We start from the raw sequence: 14,227 nt of genomic DNA, 5'->3' as shown, positions 1-14,227 counted from the left end.
AAAAAGCAGTCTGTTCATTATAGCAGACTGCTTTTTTGTGATTCAGCCGTTTTATCTGGCGTAAAGGAATCCATAAAGGTTCTCAGCGCGCTGCTGATAAACGAATCTTTTCGAACAATAAATTCTGTTTTCATCTGGCTGAGAGCTTCAGGCAGCGGGTACAATCGAATTGATCCTTCTGCTTCATGTTTCTGCACAACCGTTCTTGGCAGCAACGAGATGCCAAGACCTGCTGTAACCCCGCCGATAATTGCTTCAAGCGTCCCAAATTCCATAATGACTGGCTGTGTGACACCGACGGAACGCAGCCATTTTTCAAGTGTTTCTCGATACGAACAGCCTGTGCTGTAAACGAGAATCGGCTTTGTGATGGCTTCCTCAACATCGGGCACGGAGGCAGCCGAAACAACTACTGGTTCTTCTTCAAACGCAGGATAGGATTCGAGCTCAGGATGATGGCATTCGCATCCGATAAACGCGCCATCCAATTCATAACGAAGAACTTTATCAAGGAGAAATTGCGTATGTCCTGTTGTTAAAGACAGCTGGACGTTTGGATGTTCTTCATAATAAGATGCCAGGAGCTTTGGAAGCCTTACCGCGGCGGTTGTCTGAGTGGAGCCGATCATAAGCGGCCCGCTTGGTTCTGCGGAGGATGAGAGCGCTTTAGACGCTTCATCAAGCAGGCCTATAATTTTATTTGCGTAATCCAGCAGCAATTTTCCGCTTGCAGAAAGTGTCATGCCCCGATTATGGCGCAAAAACAGTGTGGTACCCAGATCAGCTTCCAATTGCTGAATTCTGGCCGTGACATTCGATTGTACATAGCCAAGCTGCAAGGCTGCTTTCGTAATGGTCCCTTCACGGGCTACCATTTGAAACACACGTAAATCTCCGCTTTCCATTTTGAACTCCTCCGTTCGTTTGCTATCAATATGAGTGATATCTAGTATCTTTAACAATCATTATACGCAACATCAAAGCTGGATTACAATGGAATCAGAAATATACTTTAGTCAACAGCAAGGAGTGGCGGCAATGAATGTCTTGAACAAAATAGCTCTCGTAACCGGGGGCGGCACAGGAATCGGAAAAGCAGCCAGTATGGAATTGGCAAAGCGCGGGGCGATTGTGGCGGTAAATTATTCACGCTCGCAATCAGAAGCGGAGGAAACAGTGGAAATGATCCAAAAAGCTGGCGGGCAAGCCTTCGCCATCCAAGCAGATGTATCCAAAAACAGCGACGTGCAGGATATGATTCAAGCAATCGTGAACACACACGGCACGGTTGATATTTTAGTCAACAATGCCAGCATTACACGGCATATTCCAATGGATGATCTTGAGGCTGCGACAGAAGACATATGGGATGAGCTGTATGCCGTCAATGTGAAAGGGATGTTTTTCTGCGCGCGGGCAGTGGTTCCGTTCATGAAGAAAAGCAAGGCCGGGGCGATCGTAAACGTCGGCAGCATTGCAGGGGTAACTGGTGCCGGCTCATCTATGCCTTACGCAGTATCAAAATCAGCGGTGCACGGTTTAACGAAATCATTGGCCCACGCCTTAGCGCCTGAAATCAGAGTGAGCGGTGTAGCACCAGGAGCTGTGGCAACGAGATGGTGGGCCGGACGGGAAGAAAAAATGAAAAGCATGATTGGCTCTTTGCCGCTGCAGTGTATTGCTGAACCAGATGATGTTGCCAAATTGATTTGTTCACTAATTGAACAGGAATCACTCACAGGCCAAATTATCACAATTGACAGCGGACAGACGCTGTAAAGAAAGGGATGCAGGGAGATGCCATTTGTACAGATTCATTTACGGTCGGGAAGAAGCGAAGCGTGGCTTCAAAAACTGAGCAGGACTGTCCACCAATCGATGATTGAAGAAATCAATGTGCCGGAAGATGACTATTTCCAAGTCATCAGACAATATGAAAAAAGCGAATTTTTTTATGATCCATTTTATCTCCAAGTCGAGCGAACTGATGAACTGATATACATTCATTTTACACTGAAACAGTCAAGAACAACTGAACAGAAAAAAGCACTTTACCGCTCAATCGCGAGCCGGATTCATTCCGAGCTTGGCGTCAGAAAAGAAGATGTGTTTATCATGCTGGCCGGAAATCAGGCTGAGGATTGGTCTTTCGGAAATGGAAGAGCCCAGATGATTGAATAAAAAACCCCGCGGATTGATACCCGCGGGGTGCTCTATTAATGGGAAGGTGATTCAACGGCTTTTGCCGCCTTCTCTTTTTCTTGTTGGTCTTCCGCTTTCTTATTTGATAGCTTGATAGGTTTTAAGAACAAGGTGAATACGGCTCCGACTGCGATAAAGATCAGGCCCGTATAAAACACGCTGTGGAGCGAATCCATCAACGATATTTTTAAAATCGGCACAATATGGGATGAGAAAGCCGCAGGGATTTGTTTGACCGCGTCCGGACTGAACAGTGATTGCAGCAGCCCTTGCGGATTTGTATCAATCATACCCTTTAGCTGGGCGGCAAACGAGCTTGCCTGTGCCGGAAGAGAGTCTAAATATGGAACCAATTTATCTGTTAATAGATTTCCTGATCTCGCATTCATTACGGCTCCCAGCATGGTAATGCCGAATGTTCCGCCGATAGAACGGAAGAATTGGCTGGATGAAGTGACAACTCCAAGCTCCTCCTTCGAAAAGCTTTCCTGTAAAGCCAATGTCAGAATCGGCATAACAAGACCCATTCCCAGACCAATAATCGCCATAAAAGATGTAGCGACAAGCTTGCTCGTGTCGAGATCCAAGGTCGTTAACAGCAGGAATCCGCCGGCCATAACCAGCATGCCTGCAATGATTTGCGGTTTAATCCCGATTTTATAAACAAGCTGTCCGCCGATGATACTTGTGATAATCATAGAAATCATCATCGGTGTCATAATTGTACCCGATTCAGACGCACTTACACCGACAATTCCCTGCATAAAGAAAGGAACAAACGTAATGGCGCCAAACATACCGATACTCATAAAGAAGCCGATCAAGTTTAGAAATGTAAATGTTCTGTTTTTAAATAAATACATTGGCAGGATTGGCTCTTTTGCTTTTGATTCTACGATGATAAAGCTGACAATGCCGATCAGTGCGAGAGCGAACAACCCAAGAATCTGCCATGAATCCCATGCATAATCTTTTCCGCCAAAGCTTAAGGCGAGCAGGAGGCTGACAACACCGACAATCATTGTGAAAATACCAGCGATATCGAAGTTGATCGGACCAGTCTGCTGGCGTCCCTGTAATCCTCTGGCAATAAAAATAACCGCAATAATTCCGACTGGCAGGTTAATATAGAAAACCCATTTCCAGTTTAACGAGTCTACAATCCAGCCGCCGATTTGCGGCCCAATCACTGAAGCCAGCCCGTAAATTGCACCAAAGACACCTTGGAATTTAGCACGCTGTTTTCCTGTGAACAAGTCACCGATGACAATCATCGCCATCGGCATCATGATGCCTCCGCCGATGCCCTGCAGTCCACGGAAGATAATCAATTCCGTCATGTTGTTGGCCATTCCGCACAAAGCAGAAGCGGCCATAAAAATAATCAAACCTGATACATAGACAATGCGGCGTCCCAATAAATCAGCCAGTTTACCGGCAATTGGAACAATGGTTGTTGATGTTAACAAATATGCAGTTGTCAGCCAGGTCATCATGCTCAAACCGCCCAGATCACCGACAATTTTCGGCATGGCCGTTCCGACAATGGTACCGTCAAGGGCTGAAAAAAACATGGCAATAATTAAGCCTGTTATTAATAACGTTCGTTTTGATTGTTTGCCTTCTTTACTCATTTTCATCCGTTTCCTCTTTTCATGTTTTGCTTTTCATCCGTTTCTGCTGCTTGTGCGAGCTTTGCTGTAATATGCGCCGCCTGCAGCATCTCCTCCTTCGTCAAAAAGGAAAGATAGCGCGCCATTATGGCTTTTCTGCCCGCCAGAACCTCCTCGAACTTTCTGTCTCCTTCGTCAGTAAGACTGAGATCAATCACTCGCCTGTCTTTTGTGTTGTGTGTTCTGGCGATAAGATTTTTTTGTTCAAGGCGATCTGCCATCAGCGTCACCGCGCTTGGCTTCACCTCCATACGCTCGGCAATTTCAGAAACTTTGAGGCTGCCGTGTTTCTTTAGGCTGGCCAGCACAAACAGCTGCGCTGGGGTGACACCTTGTTTCTCCATGCTTTCCAGCATTTCAGGCTGTATCTTTTGAAAGAGCGCCTGAAGCGATAATTGAATATCGGACATTAACTGATCCGCACTCTTCATATTCATTTCCCCTCTGTTACATACACTGTATATATATTTTAATGACAAAATAGTTAATGCTTATTAAATATAAATAAGCGTAAATGAAAAGTCAACTGATTTTACACAAAAAAAGGATAGATGCCCGAAAGAACATCGTATCCTTTTTACTAATGTTGTTATTGCTGATAAGGAGACTGCTGCTGAATGGTCTGCTGGAATTTTTGATAGGACTGCTGCAGCTTTTGTGCATCCTCCGCTTCAACAGAATACCATCCATATTGGAACATGAGATCATATAGTTTTCTTTGCGCTTTTTGTGACTCATCAAAAATGGATTGAATATCCTGATAAAGAGACTCGTGGCTGAATTCGTGCAAAGCAGTGCAATAAGCTGTTGTCATGTATTTTTCGGTTGTCAGCAATTCGTTGACGAAATCTCTGTCATTCATTTCCGATGTTGTCGGTACAGGTGTCTGCGGGTTGCTGATTTTTTGATTTTGCTGATTCATTCTGGCGCCTCCTTATTGGATGTAGCCGGACTGCTGCTGGCCTGGCTGCAGGTGCTTTAATATTCTTTGATAGTGATCATGATGCATGTGTCCGACGCGGTCGAGTTCTTGCTTTAACGTTTGATCCTGGCACTGCTGCGCCATGAAATGCGCTTTTTTCATCGCGAGCAAATTCCAGTTCAGCATGTCATTGAGATACAAATGATCCTTTGTCGAAATAACGGAAGGCGGCATTTGAGATTGCTGCTGATTATCCATTGTGATCCTCCTTTGGTTTCTGTTCATTTTATAGTTTCCTTCAGACTGGGAGTTATATACAGGTGTTTTGAAGATGACGGCGGGAGGGAGTCGGATGTTGAGACATGTGTTTTTATTCTTATCTCAAAATAAAACACTTACCAAGTTCGCAAAAGCATACGGAACGCGGCTTGGAGCACGAAGGTTTGTCGCAGGGAATACGATTGAATCGGCGGTTAAGACCGTCAAAAGGCTAAACAGATCCGGTTTGTGTGCAACAATTGATTATTTAGGCGAGTATGCAGCTTCGGAAAAAGAAGCAAACCAAGTCGCAGAGGAATGCAAGAAAGCCATTCAAGCCATTGCCGAACATCAATTGAATTCAGAGCTTTCACTTAAGCTGACCTCAATCGGGCTCGATCTTTCAGAAGAACTTGCTCTTACTCATTTGCGCGCCATTCTTTCCGTTGCGAAGCAATATGATGTTGCTGTGACCATTGATATGGAAGACTATTCTCATTATGAACAGACACTTTCTATTTACAGGCAATGCAAACAGGAATTTGAGAAGCTCGGCACGGTCATTCAGGCGTATTTGTACCGGGCGGCAGAAGATATCAGAAAGATGCGGGACTTAAAGCCGAATCTCAGACTTGTAAAAGGCGCTTATAAAGAATCTGCGGCTGTAGCGTTTCCCGACAAAAGAGGCACGGACCTTCATTTTCAGAGCTTAATAAAGCTGCAGTTGTTAAGCGGGAACTACACGGCTGTCGCCACACATGACGATGACATCATTGCATTTACGAAACAGCTCGTCGCCGAACATCAAATCCCCGCATCGCAATTTGAGTTTCAAATGCTATACGGCATCAGGCCGGAGCGTCAGAAGGAACTCGCCAAGGAAGGCTACAGAATGCGTGTGTATGTCCCATATGGAACGGACTGGTTCAGCTACTTTATGAGAAGAATTGCCGAACGGCCTGCCAATGCAGCGTTTGTGTTAAAAGGAATTTTGAAAAAGTGAAAGCAGCCGCGGGAAGCAGCTGCATTATGATTGTTCCATGTTATGTTTTTTATACTGCTGATTTTGACTTGTCCGTTTTCCGCCGCCGTAATGCTGAGTCGGACCGGCATCTCCCTTTACGCTCGCCGCGCTGACTGCCGCTGAAGACGGATTTTTTTTCTCTCGTACCATTCCCTTCACCTCCGGGCTTAAGTTGCCCGACTTTTATAGGCTTCATACAAAAAAATAACAAATTAGCTATTGAAGTCGAACCGGAAATCTTTTAAGATGAAAGAAGAAACGGGTTTCATTTTTTTTAGCCAAAAAATGAATGACTATTCATTCAATGTTCAAGGGGGATATCTCATGCACAAACACATTCGGAAGGCAGCCGTTTTAGGATCGGGGGTAATGGGTTCCGGGATAGCGGCGCATTTGGCTAACATCGGAATTCCTGTCCTGCTGCTAGATATTGTGCCGAACGATTTGACAAAGGAAGAGGAAAAAAAAGGGCTGACGAAGGACAGTCCGGAGGTGCGCAGCAGGCTGAGCCGGCAGGCGATGAAAAAACTGCTGAAACAAAAGCCCGCTCCCCTCACATCAGCGAAAAATACCTCCTATATTACACCGGGCAATCTGGAGGATGATGCAGAAAAACTGAAAGAAGCAGATTGGATTATTGAGGTCGTTGTCGAAAACCTTGAAGTCAAAAAGAAAATTTTCGCTCTTGTGGATGAACATCGAAAGACTGGAAGCATCGTCTCAAGCAACACATCCGGCATATCAGTGCAGGAAATGGCTGAAGGCCGGTCGGATGATTTTAAAGCCCATTTTCTCGGAACGCATTTTTTTAATCCCGCACGCTATTTAAAGCTGCTGGAGATCATTCCGATTAAGGAAACGGATCCTGATATTTTAAAGTTTATGACAGCTTTCGGAGAAAATGTCCTCGGGAAAGGTGTTGTTACAGCAAAGGACACACCGAACTTTATCGCAAACCGCATCGGGACGTACGGGCTTCTCGTGACAGTCCAAGAAATGCTGAAAGGCGGCTATCAGGTCGGGGAGGTTGATTCGATCACAGGACCGCTGATCGGCAGGCCGAAAAGCGCTACCTTTAGAACGCTTGATGTGGTCGGTCTCGATACATTCGCCCACGTTGCCCGAAATGTGTATGACAAAGCTGATGGCGATGAAAAAGAAGTGTTTCGCCTTCCAAGCTTCATGAACGATATGCTGGAAAAAGGGTGGATCGGAAGTAAGGCCGGCCAAGGCTTTTATAAAAAAGAAGGAAAAACGATTTATGAGCTTGACCCAGTGACGCTTACTTACGGCGAGCGGACAAAAATGAAAACACCGGCACTTGAAGCGGCAAAACAGGCAAAAGGGACAAAAGCCAAAATGAAAGCGCTTATTTATTCGGATGACAGAGCCGGCCGATTGCTGTGGAATATCACATCTCAAACCCTGCTTTACTCAGCCGAGCTGCTTGGCGAGATTGCCGATGATATTCATGCGATTGACCAAGCCATGAAGTGGGGATTCGGCTGGGAACTGGGACCTTTTGAGATGTGGGACGCCATCGGCCTCAAGCAGTCAGCGGAAAAGCTCGAGCAGCTTGGAGCAGATATGCCTGGCTGGATAAAAGAGATGCTGGACAAAGGAAATGAAACCTTCTACATCAAAGAGAACGGAACGGTATTTTATTATGACCGCGGCGAATACAGAGCCGTGAAAGAAAACAAAAAACGAATTCATTTACAAGCACTTAAAGAAACAAAAGGCGTGATTGCGAAAAACAGCGGAGCAAGCTTAATTGACCTTGGAGATGATGTGGCCCTTCTTGAATTTCATTCGAAAAGCAATGCGATCGGCCTTGATATCATTCAAATGATCCACAAAGGATTAGAGGAAACAGAACGGAATTACAAGGGGCTTGTCATCGGCAATCAAGGGAAAAATTTCTGCGTCGGCGCGAATCTCGCCATGATCTTAATGGAAGTCCAAGATGACAACTTTTTGGAAGTTGATTTTGTGATCCGCCGTTTTCAGGAGACGATGATGAAGATCAAATACAGTGCGAAACCGGTCGTCGCCGCGCCATTTGGCATGACGCTCGGCGGAGGAACGGAAGTATGCCTGCCTGCGGCGCGTACTCAAGCGGCAAGCGAAGCCTATATGGGCCTTGTTGAATCAGGTGTCGGCCTCATCCCTGGCGGAGGGGGAAACAAAGAGCTGTACATCAATCATCTACGCCGTGGCCTTGATCCGATGAATGCGGCAATGAAAACATTTGAAACGATTGCGATGGCGAAAGTGTCCGCTTCCGCTCAAGAGGCTCGTGAGATGAACATCTTAAAAGAAACGGATCAGATTAGCGTGAATCAAGACCACCTGTTATACGATGCGAAGCAGCTGGCGGCATCTTTATACGATACCGGCTGGCGGCCGCCTGTAAAAGAAAAGGTCAAGGTGCCGGGAGAAACCGGTTATGCGGCACTCTTGCTTGGCGCTGAGCAGATGAAGCTGTCCGGCTATATATCTGAGCATGATTTCAAGATCGCGAAAAAACTCGCTTATGTCATTGCGGGCGGAAAAGTGCCGTTTGGTACAGAGGTTGATGAAGAGTATTTATTGGAGATCGAAAGAGAAGCGTTTTTGAGTTTGGCAGGAGAAGCAAAATCTCAAGCGAGAATGCAGCATATGCTTGTGAAAGGTAAACCTTTACGGAATTAGGAGGGAGCTTATGAAAGAGGCAGTCATTGTGTCAGGTGCAAGAACACCGGTTGGAAAAGCAAAAAAAGGATCGTTGGCCACCGTTCGCCCGGATGATTTGGGAGCGATTTGTGTAAAAGAGACACTGAAACGGGCAGGCGGTTACGAAGGCAATATTGACGATTTGATTATTGGCTGTGCAACGCCTGAAGCGGAGCAGGGGCTTAATATGGCGAGAAATATCGGTGCGCTCGCGGGCCTGCCGTACACGGTTCCGGCGATTACAGTTAACCGTTATTGCTCTTCAGGCCTTCAGTCTATTGCATATGCAGCAGAAAAAATTATGCTGGGCGCCTACGATACAGCGATCGCCGGCGGAGCAGAATCCATGTCGCAAGTTCCGATGATGGGGCATGTTACCCGTCCGAACCTTGCTTTGACAGAAAAGGCACCGGAATATTATATGAGCATGGGCCACACAGCCGAGCAAGTCGCGAAAAAATACGGCGTCTCCCGTGAGGATCAAGACGCGTTTGCCGTTCGCAGCCACCAAAACGCTGCTAAAGCCCTTGCAGAAGGAAAATTTAAAGATGAAATTGTACCCGTAGAAGTGACGGTGACAGAAATCGGAGAAGACCATAAGCCTATGGAAAAACAGTTTGTGTTTTCTCAGGATGAAGGTGTTCGCCCGCAAACGACTGCAGACATCTTATCGACATTGCGCCCGGCCTTTTCCGTTGATGGGACGGTGACTGCGGGCAATTCCTCGCAGACAAGTGACGGAGCGGCGGCTGTCATGCTGATGGACCGGGAAAAAGCCGATGCTCTTGGCCTGGCGCCGCTTGTGAAATTCCGCTCCTTTGCGGTAGGCGGCGTACCGCCGGAAGTGATGGGAATCGGACCGGTGGAAGCGATTCCACGCGCTTTGAAGCTTGCCGGACTTCAGCTGCAGGACATCGGCTTGTTTGAACTGAATGAAGCTTTTGCCTCACAGGCCATTCAAGTAATCAGGGAATTGGGAATTGATGAAGAAAAAGTGAATGTCAACGGGGGCGCAATCGCGCTTGGACACCCGCTTGGCTGTACGGGCACAAAGCTTACACTCTCACTCATCCATGAAATGAAACGGAGAAACGAGCAATTTGGAGTCGTGACCATGTGTATCGGCGGCGGGATGGGAGCGGCCGGTGTATTTGAATTATGCTAAAGGGGGAAAAACAAATGGCAAAAAAAGCGGCTGAAGTACAAAAAGGCGGCGGATTTTTAATCGAGGATGTCACATACGATCAAATGTATACACCGGAGGATCTCACTGACGAGCATAAAATGATTGCGAAAACAACAGAGGATTATATCGAGCAAGATGTTCTCCCTCATATAGATGATATCGAAAACCATCAATTCGAGCATTCTGTCAGACTGTTGAAGAAAGCGGGCGAACTAGGGCTGCTTGGCGCCGATGTGCCGGAAGAATACGGCGGGCTCGGCCTTGATAAAATCAGCTCGGCACTCATCACTGAGAAATTTTCGCGTGCGGGAAGCTTTTCTCTTTCTTATGGCGCGCATGTCGGTATCGGTTCCTTGCCGATCGTCTTTTTCGGGTCAGAAGAACAAAAGAAAAAATATTTGCCTGGACTCGCTTCAGGCGAAAAGATCGCCGCTTATGCTCTGACTGAGCCTGGCTCTGGGTCTGATGCACTTGGAGCAAAAACAACAGCTGTGCTGAATGAAGCAGGAACCCATTATGTATTAACAGGGGAAAAACAGTGGATTACCAACTCTGCTTTTGCCGATGTATTTGTGGTTTACGCTAAGGTAGACGGCGACAAGTTTTCAGCCTTTATTGTAGAAAAAGAGTTCCCGGGTGTCTCCACGGGACCGGAAGAAAAGAAAATGGGAATCAAGGGATCATCGACAAGAACCCTCATTCTGGATCAAGCTGAAGTGCCAAAGGAAAACCTGCTCGGAGAAATCGGCAAAGGGCATGTCATCGCCTTTAATATTTTAAACATCGGCCGTTATAAACTGGCGGTTGGCACAATCGGCGCATCTAAACGCGTCATCGAGCTGTCTGCGGCATACGCAAATCAGCGCCGCCAATTTAAAACGCCGATTGCTGGTTTTTCATTGACACAGGAAAAAATCGGGACAATGGCCTCAAGGCTGTATGCGATGGAAAGCTCTGTATACAGAACCGTCGGGCTGTTTGAAGACAATATGAGCCAGTTCACGGCCGAAGATCTCAAGGACGGCCGGCAAATCGCCAAATCGATTGCGGAATACGCCATCGAATGCTCTCTGAATAAGGTATTCGGCTCTGAAACGCTTGATTATATCGTTGATGAAGGCGTGCAGATTCATGGAGGCTACGGCTTTATGCAGGAATACGAAGTAGAAAGGGCCTATAGGGATTCAAGGATCAATCGGATTTTTGAAGGCACAAACGAAATCAACCGGTTAATCGTGCCAAGCACCTTCCTGAAAAAAGCGCTTAAAGGCGAGCTGCCTTTATTCGAAAAAGCGCAGTCGCTGCAGGAAGAACTCATGATGCTTATGCCTGAAGAGCCTGGAAGCGGCGTCTTAGAGCAGGAGAAATATATCGTCAAGCAAGCCAAAAAAATTGCGTTGTTTGCTGCCGGCCTAGCCGCGCAAAAATACGGAAAAGCGATCGATCGTGAGCAAGAAATTCTCGTGAACGTAGCGGATATCGTCAGCAATGTATACGCAATGGAATCAGCCGTGCTCAGAACGGAAAAGGCCATTGCCGCACAAGGCGCTGAAAAAGCAGCGCAAAAGGTGCTGTACACAGAAATTTTCGTTCAAGAGGCCTTTAACGAAATTGAAGCGCATGCGAAGGAATCCCTTATCGCAATGGAAGAAGGAGATTCACTCCGCATGATGCTTTCCGCTCTGCGCAAGCTGACACGCGTAACGCCTAAAAACGTGATTCAGAAAAAACGCGAGGCGGCGGCAGGCATTTTTGAGGCTGAGAAATATACTGTCTGATTGGCCATGAGCTCCGCATGCGCGGAGCTCTTTTTTAAGAAGCACTGTTTTAGGTTTTTAAAACAAACTGTGTTAAAATAACCTCGATTATTTTATTGAGGGGGAAGAAGATGTCGTTAACTTTTTACTGGTACCCTAAATGCGGAACGTGCCGCAAAGCAAAGAAGTGGCTTGAAGAGCATGGGAAAGAAATAAACGAAATACATATTGCTGAGCAGCCGCCAAGCAAAGAAGAATTAAAAGCGCTTTATGAAAAAAGCGGGCTGGATCTCAAGAAATTTTTCAACACGAGCGGCATGAAATACCGCGAGCTCAATCTCAAGGAAAAGCTGTATCACATGTCAGAGGACGAACAGCTCGAGCTGCTGGCTTCAGATGGCATGCTGATCAAACGCCCGCTTACAACAGACGGCGAAAAAGTGACTGTCGGATTTAAAGAAGACCAATTTGAAGAAAACTGGGCTTAATGTAAATTTTTTTTGAAAAGTGTGGTATCTTCTTATTGTAGTGCTGTAAAAAATGGAGGGATTCAATTGAGCATACCAAAAGATTTGCGTTACTCAGGAGAACACGAGTGGGTAAAAGTTGAAGGAGAAAAAGCCAGAATCGGAATTACGCATTTTGCCCAGTCAGAACTAGGCGACATCGTGTTTGTCGAACTTCCTGAAGTGGGCGCTGAAATCAAAGCGGACGAGCCATTCGGCAGTGTTGAATCCGTTAAAACGGTATCTGAGCTTTATGCACCGATTAACGGAACGGTTGTGGAAGTAAACGAAGATCTTGATGACAGTCCGGAATTCGTCAACGAATCTCCGTACGAAAAAGCATGGATGATCGTCGTTGAGCCATCTGACGCTTCTGAAATTGAAAAACTGATGACAGCAGAGCAATACGAAGAGATGACACAAGAAGACTAAAACAGGATAGCCGTAAAAGCAATTGGACACGCTAACGTTATGGGAGGTGTCCAATATGGCTTTCGACAAACAAAAGCTCGATGTCACCAATGACGTGACAGGCCGCTTTCAAAATGGCCGGCTCTCGTTATATCATGATAATGAGATGATCGGCCAAATGACAAGCATGAATGAATATGAGCTTAAGTCCGGTTATTCCTTTGAAAATGAGAAATTTTATAAGACAGCCGATGTGGTCTCTGGAGACGACGCAAAATATGTAGATTGTGACTACGAAAACGGCTGGTGTTAATGTTGGCGGTGAATTTCACTGCCTTCTTTTACAATCTGAACGTTTCAAATTTGACGCGGCAGGTGAACAAGATGAAGATGGATGAGCTGGAAAAGGTTATGATTGTTGAGGGGAAATCAGATAAAGAGAAAATCGAAAGCGTCCTGAATGAACCGGTGCGCATTATCTGCACAAACGGAACAATCAGCCAGCTGAGGCTCGAGGAATTGGCTGACGAGCTTTATGATAAAGACGTCTATATATTAGTTGATGCTGATGAATCAGGTGAGAAATTGAGAAAACAGCTGAAGCGTGAATTTAATGAAGCCTGCCATCTCCATATCGACAGAGCCTATAAGGAAGTAGCGGCTGCGCCCAGGCACCATGTCGCCTCTGTATTGCTGCGTGCGAATCTGAATGTCCATACTATTTTTCTTGAAAGAAAGTCCCGAGGTGTATAGCATGAAAGAACTCCAAGAACACGAACTTGATCACATTGAAGATGATGTGTACCTTCTATATTTATATACTCCGTTTTGCGGCACCTGCCAGCTTGCAAGCAAAATGCTGACAGTGGTGAAAGAAATGCTGCCGGATGTCGCCTTCTATCAAAACAATGTCAATTACTCTCCGACATTCGCAAAAGCGTATCAAATTGAAAGCGTCCCTTGTTTTCTGCTGTTTAAAGGCGGAAAGTTGGTAGAAAGAGGATATGCATTTCATTCCGTTTCTTATTTATATGAGCTGATCAAACAAAAATCATCTTCCGCATCCCATTTATGACATATTTCTCAGCATATCCAATGAAATTGTCGTTCGTTTTATAAAGGGGTTCTTGCGACAAAGAGAGAAATGTGTATGTATGACCAACAAATAGGAGGTTGTACATATGGAGAAAGCGGAAGTTTTAGAGGATGAGTATCAGCATCTGTTTTTAAAACCCCTTTTGAATGCCTCAACATTGCTCATTACCTTCCAAGGAGAAGCAGAAGCCTTAACCGTCTCAATAAACGAACAGGGAGAAATGAAAAAAGTTTCTCCGCCCCAAACGTCCAACCTGACCTTTTACGGAAACCAAACGGAAATTATTGATTTATTGCACGGAGACATTTCCCTGCAGCACCTCATTCAGAGCGGAAGCCTCAAAGTAAAGGGGTCATTCAGGGCCCTGTTAAAACTGGAAGCCATTCTCTGGCTGACAAATGGATTTTTTCAGAGGATTTTAAAAAATTAAAAAATAATAAATTATTATAATAGTAAAAGTTGACATCATTTATTTTA

The 14,227-nt window shown here is 45.8% G+C and carries 18 protein-coding genes; 12 read left to right on the top strand and 6 right to left on the bottom strand.

What is annotated here, in order from left to right:
• Positions 1 to 17 precede the first annotated feature (17 nt).
• Entirely contained in the window at positions 18 to 905 is an 888-nt protein-coding gene (locus tag NST79_RS17170) for a LysR family transcriptional regulator (RefSeq protein ID WP_163131523.1), read from the bottom strand.
• A gap of 133 nt (positions 906 to 1,038) precedes the next feature.
• Between NST79_RS17170 and NST79_RS17165 the strand changes: the two genes are divergently transcribed.
• Together NST79_RS17165 and NST79_RS17160 are read left to right on the top strand one after the other, a co-directional pair.
• Positions 1,039 to 1,779 carry an SDR family NAD(P)-dependent oxidoreductase gene (locus NST79_RS17165; protein WP_015251260.1) on the top strand — a complete coding sequence of 247 codons (741 nt, stop codon included), beginning with the start codon at positions 1,039 to 1,041 and terminating at the stop codon, positions 1,777 to 1,779.
• Positions 1,780 to 1,797: 18 nt separating this feature from the next.
• Positions 1,798 to 2,181, top strand: coding sequence for a tautomerase family protein (locus tag NST79_RS17160; protein WP_015251261.1), 384 nt, complete (start codon positions 1,798 to 1,800; stop codon positions 2,179 to 2,181).
• 35 nt (positions 2,182 to 2,216) lie between these two features.
• Here the strand turns inward: NST79_RS17160 and mdtP are convergent, their stop codons facing one another.
• From mdtP to NST79_RS17140, 4 genes are all read right to left on the bottom strand, one after another.
• Positions 2,217 to 3,842: a multidrug efflux MFS transporter MdtP gene (gene mdtP, locus NST79_RS17155; RefSeq protein ID WP_161476725.1), complete on the bottom strand. Its 1,626-nt coding sequence runs from the start codon at positions 3,840 to 3,842 to the stop codon at positions 2,217 to 2,219.
• A complete protein-coding gene (gene mdtR / locus NST79_RS17150; protein WP_161476726.1) occupies positions 3,839 to 4,306 on the bottom strand; it encodes a MarR family transcriptional regulator MdtR in 468 nt (155 codons plus the stop codon). The genes mdtP and mdtR overlap by 4 nt, the downstream gene beginning before the upstream one ends.
• 158 nt (positions 4,307 to 4,464) lie before the next feature.
• On the bottom strand, positions 4,465 to 4,797 hold the full coding sequence (locus tag NST79_RS17145; RefSeq protein ID WP_003222766.1) for a spore coat protein: 333 nt from the start codon (positions 4,795 to 4,797) through the stop codon (positions 4,465 to 4,467).
• 12 nt (positions 4,798 to 4,809) lie between these two features.
• A complete protein-coding gene (locus NST79_RS17140; RefSeq protein ID WP_003228567.1) occupies positions 4,810 to 5,055 on the bottom strand; it encodes a hypothetical protein in 246 nt (81 codons plus the stop codon).
• A gap of 94 nt (positions 5,056 to 5,149) precedes the next feature.
• Between NST79_RS17140 and NST79_RS17135 the strand changes: the two genes are divergently transcribed.
• Positions 5,150 to 6,058, top strand: a complete 909-nt coding sequence (locus NST79_RS17135; protein ID WP_212060790.1) for a proline dehydrogenase — start codon at positions 5,150 to 5,152, stop codon at positions 6,056 to 6,058.
• A 24-nt stretch (positions 6,059 to 6,082) separates the two neighbouring features.
• On the opposite strand, the gene NST79_RS17130 is transcribed toward NST79_RS17135, so the two are convergent.
• A complete protein-coding gene (locus NST79_RS17130; RefSeq protein ID WP_003240817.1) occupies positions 6,083 to 6,229 on the bottom strand; it encodes a YuzL family protein in 147 nt (48 codons plus the stop codon).
• A 174-nt stretch (positions 6,230 to 6,403) separates the two neighbouring features.
• Between NST79_RS17130 and NST79_RS17125 the strand changes: the two genes are divergently transcribed.
• From NST79_RS17125 to NST79_RS17085, 9 genes are all read left to right on the top strand, one after another.
• Entirely contained in the window at positions 6,404 to 8,773 is a 2,370-nt protein-coding gene (locus NST79_RS17125) for a 3-hydroxyacyl-CoA dehydrogenase/enoyl-CoA hydratase family protein (RefSeq protein WP_119900126.1), read from the top strand.
• A gap of 10 nt (positions 8,774 to 8,783) precedes the next feature.
• Positions 8,784 to 9,959: an acetyl-CoA C-acetyltransferase gene (locus tag NST79_RS17120; RefSeq protein WP_212060788.1), complete on the top strand. Its 1,176-nt coding sequence runs from the start codon at positions 8,784 to 8,786 to the stop codon at positions 9,957 to 9,959.
• A 14-nt stretch (positions 9,960 to 9,973) separates the two neighbouring features.
• Positions 9,974 to 11,758 carry an acyl-CoA dehydrogenase FadE gene (gene fadE, locus NST79_RS17115; RefSeq protein WP_153940235.1) on the top strand — a complete coding sequence of 595 codons (1,785 nt, stop codon included), beginning with the start codon at positions 9,974 to 9,976 and terminating at the stop codon, positions 11,756 to 11,758.
• A 110-nt stretch (positions 11,759 to 11,868) separates the two neighbouring features.
• Positions 11,869 to 12,225, top strand: coding sequence for an arsenate reductase family protein (locus NST79_RS17110; RefSeq protein WP_003222779.1), 357 nt, complete (start codon positions 11,869 to 11,871; stop codon positions 12,223 to 12,225).
• Between the two features lie 66 nt (positions 12,226 to 12,291).
• On the top strand, positions 12,292 to 12,675 hold the full coding sequence (gcvH, locus tag NST79_RS17105; RefSeq protein WP_003222781.1) for a glycine cleavage system protein GcvH: 384 nt from the start codon (positions 12,292 to 12,294) through the stop codon (positions 12,673 to 12,675).
• 55 nt (positions 12,676 to 12,730) lie between these two features.
• A complete protein-coding gene (locus NST79_RS17100; protein WP_003228581.1) occupies positions 12,731 to 12,967 on the top strand; it encodes a YusG family protein in 237 nt (78 codons plus the stop codon).
• A 77-nt stretch (positions 12,968 to 13,044) separates the two neighbouring features.
• On the top strand, positions 13,045 to 13,407 hold the full coding sequence (locus NST79_RS17095) for a toprim domain-containing protein (protein WP_015483668.1): 363 nt from the start codon (positions 13,045 to 13,047) through the stop codon (positions 13,405 to 13,407).
• Between the two features lies 1 nt (position 13,408).
• Entirely contained in the window at positions 13,409 to 13,729 is a 321-nt protein-coding gene (locus NST79_RS17090; RefSeq protein WP_072173524.1) for a thioredoxin family protein, read from the top strand.
• A gap of 106 nt (positions 13,730 to 13,835) precedes the next feature.
• Positions 13,836 to 14,180: an SCP2 sterol-binding domain-containing protein gene (locus tag NST79_RS17085; protein WP_003228587.1), complete on the top strand. Its 345-nt coding sequence runs from the start codon at positions 13,836 to 13,838 to the stop codon at positions 14,178 to 14,180.
• The last annotated feature ends 47 nt before the right edge of the window (positions 14,181 to 14,227 follow it).

Source organism: Bacillus sp. PS196 (assembly GCF_037963555.1).
In the GTDB taxonomy this organism is placed as follows: Bacteria; Bacillota; Bacilli; order Bacillales; family Bacillaceae; genus Bacillus; species Bacillus subtilis.
The sequence above is the reverse complement of the archived record's forward strand: the minus strand, read 5'-3'. Positions and strand labels throughout refer to the sequence as shown.